Annotated in this window: 6 protein-coding genes; 3 read left to right on the forward strand and 3 right to left on the reverse strand. The window is 38.4% G+C overall.

The window, feature by feature from the left end; all coding sequences use genetic code 11:
* Positions 1 to 62 precede the first annotated feature (62 nt).
* Positions 63 to 1,004, reverse strand: coding sequence for a hypothetical protein (locus Q7U95_RS08520; RefSeq protein WP_308753624.1), 942 nt, complete (start codon positions 1,002 to 1,004; stop codon positions 63 to 65).
* A 205-nt stretch (positions 1,005 to 1,209) separates the two neighbouring features.
* Complete coding sequence (locus Q7U95_RS08525) at positions 1,210 to 1,656, reverse strand: DUF523 domain-containing protein (protein ID WP_308753626.1); 447 nt, start codon at positions 1,654 to 1,656, stop codon at positions 1,210 to 1,212.
* A gap of 140 nt (positions 1,657 to 1,796) precedes the next feature.
* Here Q7U95_RS08525 and Q7U95_RS08530 point away from each other — a divergent pair, with 140 nt between their 5' ends.
* Positions 1,797 to 3,146 (forward strand): GGDEF domain-containing phosphodiesterase, encoded by a 1,350-nt coding sequence (locus Q7U95_RS08530; RefSeq protein ID WP_308753628.1) that lies wholly within the window; start codon positions 1,797 to 1,799, stop codon positions 3,144 to 3,146.
* Here the strand turns inward: Q7U95_RS08530 and Q7U95_RS08535 are convergent.
* On the reverse strand, positions 3,130 to 3,783 hold the full coding sequence (locus Q7U95_RS08535) for an MgtC/SapB family protein (RefSeq protein ID WP_308753630.1): 654 nt from the start codon (positions 3,781 to 3,783) through the stop codon (positions 3,130 to 3,132). The genes Q7U95_RS08530 and Q7U95_RS08535 overlap by 17 nt on opposite strands.
* 271 nt (positions 3,784 to 4,054) lie before the next feature.
* Between Q7U95_RS08535 and Q7U95_RS08540 the strand changes: the two genes are divergently transcribed.
* Positions 4,055 to 5,107, forward strand: coding sequence for a DNA double-strand break repair nuclease NurA (locus tag Q7U95_RS08540; protein WP_308753632.1), 1,053 nt, complete (start codon positions 4,055 to 4,057; stop codon positions 5,105 to 5,107).
* Between the two features lie 277 nt (positions 5,108 to 5,384).
* A partial coding sequence (locus Q7U95_RS08545; RefSeq protein WP_308753634.1) for an ATP-binding protein occupies positions 5,385 to 6,874 on the forward strand: 1,490 nt, incomplete at its 3' end.

Here is a 6,874-nt window from a genome sequence, read left to right on the forward strand (position 1 = left end):
ATTGTAATTTAGCAAAAGTCTTCAATTAAGAAGAGCATAGATATAAAAAGATACATCCCTAACTATAAAATATTAACAATCATTAATTTTCTCTCTTTACCGGGATGCCAGCACCAAACTTCAACCCGAGCCACATTCTTTGCCTTACCATATTTAACAGTAAGATGTGCTGCCATTTCCACCGCTTTTTCACTTGCTTTTCCTCTTAGAATAGTCTTTGGGCCAGGATAGTCTCTAACTTGAAAAAAGAGGTCATCATCTTTTGCCAACTCAATTAACTTATTATTTTCGTCCTGATTTCGAGAAACAATAATTAGGGCTTCTTTAGTTGGAAAATGGCGGCCGTACTTCAATAACTCCAGGTCATTTACATCAGGTTTCAAATTTAGTTCAAGCAAATCCCTTAAACGATTAGAAAAAGAGCCATCTGTTAAAAGACATCCGCCTGCCGGAGTGGGAAAGTTTTGCAAATTATACTTTTTTGCCAGTTCAAGCTGAACTTTTCGGGAACGGCCACTAATGGAGAGCAACTTTTCTCTATCAACCCAACCCTTCTCTTCCGGTATGGTCGGAGAAAGTAACCTGGCTGAAAGCGGGCGAAGGACGTAACCATCGTAACCGGATTCTTTATCGACAACCCTTAAAGCGGCCTTATTTTGCGACATTGGGCGCTCTCCGAGAACTTCCCCTGAAATAATAAAAGAGGCTCCCTTTTTACGCATAAAATCCCCTGCTTTTTTAGCCATAAGAACATGGCAATCGATGCAAGGATTCATATTTTTTCCATGTCCGTGTTTTGGATTTTTCACAATTTTAAGATGTTCATCAGTAATATCCTGAACAGTTAAAGGGAGACTTATTTTTTTGGCCATTACTTCCGCGTCTTTAGAGCCAAAAAAAGGAGTTGTAAAAGTAATCCCTACCACTTTTATCCCCTGCTCTTGTATTAACCTAACGGCCAAAATGCTGTCCAGGCCACCCGAAAAAAGTGCAACTACCTTCAAATTAGTCTCCAGTCTCCAGCTTACAGTCACCAGCAATTAAAAATCACAAAACCGAAAAATAAAAAAGCGTTTTAATAAAAATTTATAATTTAAAATTTGCAATTTTCATTTCCCCACTCTCTTAACCACACTCACAACCCCATACTTTTTTGGTTTCGCTGAAAGCTGATGGCTGGAGGCTGGGAGCTGAACTTCACCCTTTACCCTAATTTTCGGTTTCTACTTCAATTCCTTCCCTTAAAAAAAGAGCGGCTGTTACTCCATTGCCTTCTTTAAGTCCACCATTAAAATTACCATCATATATTTTGCCACATCCGCAGGACGGACTCCTCGATTTTAAAATAGCTTTCTTTGCATTTACAAGTTTTGCTAATTTCAAGGACTCCTGTGCCCCTTTTATAAATTGAGGGGTTACTTCAAAATAATCTCTCGCGATCACTCTCGCTTTGCCGTCTAAAACATCTTCGCCGGAACCGCCCACTATTTCAATAAACTTGCGGGGCGTGGGCAATCCTCCTAACTGCTCAGGACAAATTGGGATTGCTTTACCGGTTTTCACTAATCGCGCTACCCTCTCGCTCGTTTTACATTTTCCCTCATAATTACATTCCAATCCGGCAAGACACGCGCTTACAACATACTCGATTCCCATTTACTCACTCACCTATTAAAACTCGGCCAACTCTCAATTAATTTTATCTAAGTCAAATAATACAACATTAAAGTTCATTCGTTAAATTGACGATATACGATATAATATAAATAATATTCCACTTTTAATAGGAGGCAAGTTTGAAAAGAACAGATTCTGCAACCTTAAAATCTTGGATTGAACTAAACCAACTAGTAAAAGAGAAAAAAAATCTGGAGATATTGCTCCACGATAAAGTTACCGGCCTTCCAACTATCCCCCTTCTTTTTAATGACATCGAAAAAATATTGAAAAAACATAATCAAATTGGCCTCCTCTGCATAGACATTGTTAAATACAGCAAAATTGAAGAAATTTATGGATATAAAGCGTTCGATGAAGTTATAAAAATGGTAGCAGAAACATTAAAGTCCCTCCTTGGAGAAACTCTTAGGGAAGCGGATATAGTCTCCCAACTTATGATAAGCGGGAACACCTTTACCGTTCTGCTTTCTCCGCCCCGCAAAAAAACTGAACTTACAAAAGAAGATCTCACAAAAATTAAAAAAAGAGTAAGCTTAAAAATAACCGAAACCATTCGCAACTCCCTTGATTACGCGTTGTTTAAAAAATTTGGCTGCTATGTCGGGTGCGCAATTTTAAATTATAATAAAAACATTCGACTCGAGCGCCAACTTTACACTACTTTGGAAGAAGCGCTTAAAGATTCAGCAACGACACAACAAAAAGATATTAAAAGAAGAATGACAAAGTTAAAAAAGATAATCGAAAATGAGGAAATTTATAGTCTATTTCAACCAATAGTAAAGCTTCCTGAATACAAAATCATCGGTTACGAAGCTTTAAGTAGAGGGCCCGGCGGAGAATTTGAAAGACCTGATAAATTATTTACGATAGCTTGTGCAAGCGAACTGGTTATCGAGCTTGAGAGACTCTGTAGAAAAAAGGCTTTAAGCGCGGCCAGCAATATAAACCCAAAACACCTGCTTTTTTTAAATGTTGAACCCGACTCTGTAAATGATCCTGAACTAAGACAAATAGCAGCCTCCCACCTCTTAATGGATTCATCTTTAAATTCCAACCACATTGTTTTAGAAGTTACAGAACGCGCGGCCATAGAAAACTTTTCAGTTTTTAAAAACGCTCTCGAATACTTCCGAGCCTTGGGTTTTAAAATAGCAATTGATGATGGAGGAGCAGGTTACGCAACCCTTGAATCAATGGTTGAACTAAAACCCGACTTTATAAAAATCGACATGTCTCTGATTAGAAACATCGATACAGATAGTGTAAAACAACAGTTGGTAAAAGCACTGATTAACTTCGGAAAAGAAACCAATATAAAAATGATAGCTGAAGGCATAGAAACCAAAGCGGAATTAAAAACCTTGTTAGAACTGGATATTCATTTAGGCCAAGGTTATGTTTTTGCATATCCCAGTGAACCATTTCCAAAAATTAGAAAACAAAAGCTTACTCAATCCACTTAAGTCCGTTAATCCCTTTTATCTTTAAAACTTTTTTTATTACATCTTCTTTATGCACGGTATGGGGCAAATCCAAAGCCATTCTGGTAGTGCACATCTTTAACTCTTCGTCACATTTTAAATCAACACGCTTTATGCCTACATGTAAAGAACCCAGAGAAGATGCAACTTCACCAAGCTTCCCGGGACGGTCTTCCAAAATAAACTCCAAATTACAATAACCTCCCAAAAGACTCATCTCGAGGGTTTTAAAAAAAGTGAGGATTAATAAGGTTAAAGTGGTTCCAACCAAGGCCGGAACATAAAGACCAATCCCAACAACAAAACCTATTGCCGCCATAATCCAAATGCTAGCCGCAGTAGTTAAACCCTTTACTATCCCACCTTGACTTATAATCGCGCCGGCACCCAAAAACCCTATACCCGTAATTGCCCCGGCAGCTATCCGAGACGGGTCGGCATTGCCCATATTAAAAAACGGATAATACGATACAAGCATCAGGAGCGCCGAACCCATACAGACTAAGGCATGAGTTCTAAAACCCGCCGGTTTTTCAGACCTTTCTCGTTGATATCCAATAATTCCTCCCAAAAAAGCCGCTAAAACTAGTCTAACTAAGATTGTTTCCCAGCCAATCATAGATATCACTCTCCCCAATCACGCTTTAAACATTTTTTATAAATAATACACTAAATGACATAATACTTCTTCTGCTCAATTTCCTTCAACTCAAACAAAAATCAAATTAAATTGTCTCTAATTTCTTTTAATTGCCATCCAAATCAATTATTCTTATAACTAAAACTAACCACAACGTACAAAATATAAGAAGCTTATTTGCTCTTTAGGAATTGTACAAAAATTAAAGATAAATCTGCCAAACAACAAACTGATTATATGGTGGGGGCCAATGATTTCCATAGACAAACATTTAGAAAACAAACTTAAAGAAAGCGCAAAATTCATAAAAAAAATTCTAACTGAAGCCCCTTCGTACATTAAGTTTGAGTTAAAAGATGAGGGCAATGAGCCCCTTTCGATAGACAAAAACATAGATGAAAAATCTTTCGAGTCTATTTCAAAAAATTTAAGTTTTAAAAAGAAGATAGCGGCAATTGACGGCGGCTCGGTAAAAATTGCCAATGGGCACTCTTTTAACGTGGGGGCATATAGGTACGGATACGTTCTCTTTAGTTCAAATAATTTAATTAAAGAAGAGATATGTTCCCCAATTATTGAAACACTTTCCGCCACAAACGCGGGCAAAAAATTTTCAAAACTTTATCTGGAAATAGCCCAAGAAATTCCAGAAGAACTTCCCAAATGGAACAAAACACTCGATTGCCTAAGAGAGTTGAAAGAATGGACTATTGCGGAAAAACTTCTCAATGAACTCGATGACGGAGACCTTCTTTTAATTGATGGCTCTCTGCGCTCAAGCAAATCGCTCCCAGGCGCTTTAATTGAAAGAATTTGCAAAAAAGCAGCTGAGAAAAAAATTAACTTGGTTGGCATAACAAAAAGAAGCACATTTAGTTGGGGCAAACACTCCCCTCTTTTACCAATGATTTATCAGATAGGAGAAAGAGCTTACCCCAAAAAAAGCTGGTTTTGCCCCTTAAGTAATTTTAAAGAAAATACCATTGCAACCCGCTGGTTTGGTAATATTTATGCGGCAAAATTCTCCCCAACTTCAAAATTCGTCTTTAGAGTCGATATAAACCGGTTTGATTCAACAAATCCTAAAAAAATTATGGACAAGCTGGCTGCCATAAGCGATGACCCGGTTTACATGGGATATCCTTACCCATTAGCAGCCATTCATAACCGCGTAAGGATAGAACCGCATGAGAAAGAGGACTTATACTATCATTTACAAGGTCTTACCTTAAAAGAAGGCGTCAAAATGGAGGAGTGGGAAGCTCTATTTTCAGACTTTCATGATTTACTCGATATAAATTAACATAGAGACATAGTGATATAGTAGAAAGCAAATGACTGATGAAAAAAAGGGTAAGGGGGTAGAGAAGTTCAGCCCCCAGCCGTCAGCCTCCAGCTTTCAACAAGACAAAAATGAACAGAGAAATTATAGTGGAGAGTGTTAGAGCATGAGGTATGGAAAAACAAATTATTAAAAAAGTCATTGCGAACGAAATGAAGCAGTCTCATAAGTAGCAGGATAACAAAGCCGAATTACGAACAATAAACAACAAACTAGAACTGGCAATTAAGGAGAGGGCATGTATAAAGGCAGAATAACCGGAAAAAGCGTTCTGGAGATAGAATTTAGGGCATATTATTCAGAAAATTTATCCTTGGGCGATATCTTAATTGCCGAAGATATAGAAGATAAAACCAAGTATCTTTTAAGAATAGTTGATATAAAATACGGAGTCGAAGCAAGTGACCCCGATTGGCCAAATCGAACAGCCGGAAACATGATGCTTATGGATTCCATGAAACGGCCGTTCGAGCTTCACGACAAAGAACGCAGACTATATAAGATAGGCCAGTGTGTCCCTCTCGGTTGCATAAAAAAAGGGTCTTTTCGAAAAGCAAAAAGTCTCCCTTCACACTTTTCGATGGTTTCCGCACCAAGCACAAGAGATTTTGAGTTCTTAAAGAAGTTTATGGGCGATATCGAAATTGGAAATTTGAGAAGCGGCGAAAGTGTGCTCGATTTCAACATCGGAATAAACGGAAGTTTATTCCCATATCACGTAGGAGTGTTTGCCACAACTGGCATGGGCAAAAGCAATCTCATGAAAGTTTTGGCGGGTTCAACCCTAATCTCTAAAAAATATGGGATGCTGATATTTGATCCTCACGGAGAATATTACGATGGAGGCGGGGACCGTGAACGAAAAGGCCTTATGGATGCCCCTTTTGCTCAGGAACGATTGCGCGTTTATAGCACCCGGTCTCTTTCGGGCCCTTATAATCAATTAAAGATAAGCGCTCAAGAGATACAAATCGATGACCTCCAACAAATATACAACTTTTCAGGCCCCCAAATAGAGGCCTTATATTCAATAACCTACCATTATAAGAAGAATTGGCTTCTTGCTTTGGCAAGCGAAGAACCGGAGACTATTCTCGACAACATAGGCGGTAATGCTTTTCATATTGGCACCATCTCGGTTTTAAAGAGACGAGCCGAACATATAGCAAGACTTCCTTTTGTTCACGGAGACCAGACTGTTTCCATTACCAAAAATATCATTTCCGACTTAAGAAATGGTTATCTGGTCCTTGTAGACACTTCCAACATGCGACAGGATGAAGAACTTCTAACGAGCGCCATCATAGCGAGAGCAGTTTTTGAAACAAATAAAGAAGCGTACCAAAAACCAAGTCAATTTAAAAAGGTTCCTCCTACCCTAATAGTACTTGAGGAAGCACAGCGAGTTTTAGGTAAGGGAAGTGAAAGAAATTTGGGAGTATTTGCTCAGATAGCCAGAGAAGGAAGAAAATTTAAGACGGGATTATGCGCTATCACCCAGCAACCAAAACTCATAGACGAAGAGCTTCTTTCTCAATTTAACACTTTATTTATTTTAGGTCTCGCAGACGAAAGAGACAGATCAATCCTGAGAAATTCAGCTAAACATGATATCTCTGCCCTTGGCAACGAAATACAAACATTGATGGCTGGCGAGGCCTTAATAACGGCTCCTGAAAATCCCTTTGCTTTACCCGCAAAGATATTTTTGTATGAAGATTGGATTAA

The organism is Candidatus Oleimmundimicrobium sp., from assembly GCF_030651595.1.
Taxonomy (GTDB): Bacteria; Actinomycetota; Aquicultoria; order UBA3085; family Oleimmundimicrobiaceae; genus JAUSCH01.